Consider the following 2,919-nt stretch of genomic DNA (forward strand, 5'->3'; position numbering starts at 1 on the left):
GCAGAAAAGTACGCATCACAATTTCCGAAAGTTCAATTATTTACAGTAGATGAACTATTTGGAGGATGGAAAAAAGCGCAAGAAAAACATTTTAATGACGGAGGCGTATTCGATAAAATTTATCAAAAATAATGGGCGCTGCTAAAGGGTGATGAGGTGAAGGAATATGAGGAAGAAAAAACGTGTGTTACCGGGATTTGGATTATCTCTTGGCTTTACAATGCTGTATACGAGTTTATTCGTACTTATACCACTTTCTATCGTATTTATTCAAACTTCGCAGCTAGGCTGGAAGAAGTTTGCTGGGGTTATAACGAGTGAGCGCGTGTTGCATTCCTATCAAGTAAGTTTCACAACTTCACTTGCAGCAGCAGTTGTAAATGCTATTTTCGGTTTATTAATTGCTTGGGTACTCGTTCGCTACACATTTCCAGGGAAGCGGTTATTAGACGGACTAATCGATTTACCATTCGCTCTTCCGACTGCTGTAGCTGGTATTACACTTACGACGCTTTATGCGGAAAATGGCTTTATTGGAAAAATATTTAGTGTGTTTCATATAAAAGTAGCTTTTACCCAGCTCGGCATTATTGTGGCGCTTACGTTTATTGGCTTACCATTTGTCGTTCGAATGGTGCAACCAGTGCTGCAAAGTATTGATAAAGAAGTAGAAGAAGCAGCTTCTAGTTTAGGGGCATCACGCTTTCAAATATTTGTGAAAATTATTTTGCCAGAAATATTCCCGGCTCTACTTGCTGGTTTTTCACTCGCCTTTGCTCGGGCGTTAGGGGAATATGGATCTGTCGTGTTCATTGCAGGTAATATGCCGATGAAAACAGAAATTGCACCGCTTATGATTATGACAAAACTAGAACAATATGATTATGCAGGCGCAACAGCTGTAGCGGCTGTGATGCTTATTATTTCTCTCCTTTTCCTACTATTTATTAATATGATTCAAACTTGGAGTAGAAGGCATGAATTGAAAAGCGAATAGGAGGGGAGAAAATGGAACCAACATTATTAGAAAAGAAAATAGTAAAAAGCGTATCAGTTAAAAAAGAATCTAAATTTGTACCAAGTCTATTCATTACGATAACAATTTTATTTTTATCTCTCTTTCTATTACTGCCGCTCGTGACAATTTTTATGAAAGCGTTCGAACGAGGAATTGATGTATATATTGCCGCTGTAACAGATCAAGAAGCATTTTTGGCAATCAGGTTAACACTTCTCGTTGCATTAATTGTTGTACCGCTGAATACGATATTCGGAATAGCAGCAGCTTGGCTTATTACGAAGTTTCAGTTTAAAGGAAAGCAAGTATTATTATCTCTTATTGAACTGCCGTTTGCTGTATCACCAGTTATCGCAGGATTAGTATTCGTTTTACTTTTCACACCTCGTGCGAATCTTGGCGGATGGTTAATGGAACACGGGATAAAGCTCATCTTCTCTGTTCCTGGCATTATCATTGCGACGATATTTGTTACGTTTCCGTTCGTTGCGCGTGAATTAATCCCAGTTATGCAGGCGCAAGGGAAAAGTGAAGAAGAAGCAGCTCTATCACTTGGCGCAAGCGGCTGGAAAATGTTTTGGCGCGTCACATTGCCAAATATAAAATGGGGCCTTTTATACGGCATAATTTTATGTAACGCCCGGGCCATTGGTGAATTCGGAGCAGTTTCCGTTGTGTCTGGTCACGTGCGCGGCATGACAAATACAATGCCGCTTCATATTGAAATTTTGTACAATGAATATCAATTTTCAGCAGCGTTCGCTGTGGCGACTTTAATGTCACTCATCGCAGTTTTTACGCTCGTTATAAAAAACTGGATTGAATGGAGAATGGAAAAACGACAATAAGGAGTGAGTGCGGTGAGTATTCAAATTCAAAATGTATCAAAACAATATGGTACATTTCAAGCGCTGACAGACATTCATTTGGATATTCCAAAAGGAGAACTTGTTGCCTTATTAGGCCCATCAGGTTCTGGGAAAACGACGTTATTACGAATTATTGCAGGCCTAGAAGAAGCGGATGGAGGCTCCATTTCATTTGATGGAGAAGATTTAACTGATATTCACGTGAAAAACCGGCAAGTCGGTTTCGTCTTCCAGCACTATGCACTTTTTAAACATATGAATGTATTTGAAAATGTCGCTTTCGGTTTAAAAGTAAGAAAGAAAAACTTACGACCTTCAGCTGAAGTAATAAAAGAAAAAGTAACAGAACTATTGAAACTAGTAAAAATGGATGGTTTCGCAAAACGTTATCCAGCGCAATTATCTGGCGGACAACGCCAACGTATCGCACTAGCCCGGGCACTTGCAGTCGAACCGAAAATTTTATTGCTAGATGAACCGTTTGGTGCACTTGATGCGAAAGTACGGAAAGAATTGCGAAGATGGCTCCGGAAACTACATGACGAATTTCAAATTACGAGCGTATTCGTAACGCATGACCAAGAAGAAGCGTTAGACGTTGCGGACCGCATCRTTGTAATGAATGAAGGACGCATTGAACAAATAGGAACGCCGGAAGAAGTATATGAAAAACCAGCAAGTCCGTTCGTATATGACTTTTTAGGAAACGTGAATTTATTTCACGGCCGCGTTCATAAAGGTAAACTAAATGTAGGATCGGTGGAACTAGAAGCACCAGAGCATAAGCACGTTTCAAACGTAGACGGAGTGGGATACGTAAGRCCACATCAYCTATCAATCKMTCGTACGAAACAAAGTRTAGATGCMATYCCRGCGAAAGTAWCATACTCTCACGCAGTTGGCCCTGTCGTATATGTAGAATTGAAGCGCGACGGAACAGATGAGTATYTAGAAGCAGAAATTAGTAAAGAACAGTTTAGACAACTAGGCATTCAAACGGGTGAGTTTGTATACGTACATCCGAGAGAAGTG

At 40.0% G+C, this 2,919-nt stretch carries 3 protein-coding genes and 1 pseudogene; all 4 read left to right on the forward strand.

Annotation, left to right across the window (positions count from 1 at the left end; all coding sequences use genetic code 11):
- Positions 1-132: pseudogene (locus AC1DJR_RS24550) on the forward strand (sulfate transporter subunit); the annotation flags it as partial.
- A 34-nt stretch (positions 133-166) separates the two neighbouring features.
- Positions 167-997, forward strand: coding sequence for a sulfate ABC transporter permease subunit CysT (gene cysT, locus AC1DJR_RS24555; RefSeq protein WP_477003719.1), 831 nt, complete (start codon positions 167-169; stop codon positions 995-997).
- Between the two features lie 11 nt (positions 998-1,008).
- Positions 1,009-1,866, forward strand: coding sequence for a sulfate ABC transporter permease subunit CysW (gene cysW / locus AC1DJR_RS24560; RefSeq protein WP_477003720.1), 858 nt, complete (start codon positions 1,009-1,011; stop codon positions 1,864-1,866).
- A 12-nt stretch (positions 1,867-1,878) separates the two neighbouring features.
- Positions 1,879-2,919 (forward strand): sulfate/molybdate ABC transporter ATP-binding protein (locus tag AC1DJR_RS24565; RefSeq protein WP_477003721.1); only part of this gene is annotated, 1,041 nt, incomplete at its 3' end.

The sequence above is a fragment of the Bacillus sp. 05T31 genome, assembly GCF_056396725.1.

What these genes read in the sequence shown, in the direction of transcription:
- cysT (WP_477003719.1), top strand. Translation starts at nt 167, where the DNA reads ATGAGGAAGAAAAAACGTGTGTTACCGGGATTTGGATTATCTCTTGGC.
- cysW (WP_477003720.1), top strand. Translation starts at nt 1,009, where the DNA reads ATGGAACCAACATTATTAGAAAAGAAAATAGTAAAAAGCGTATCAGTT.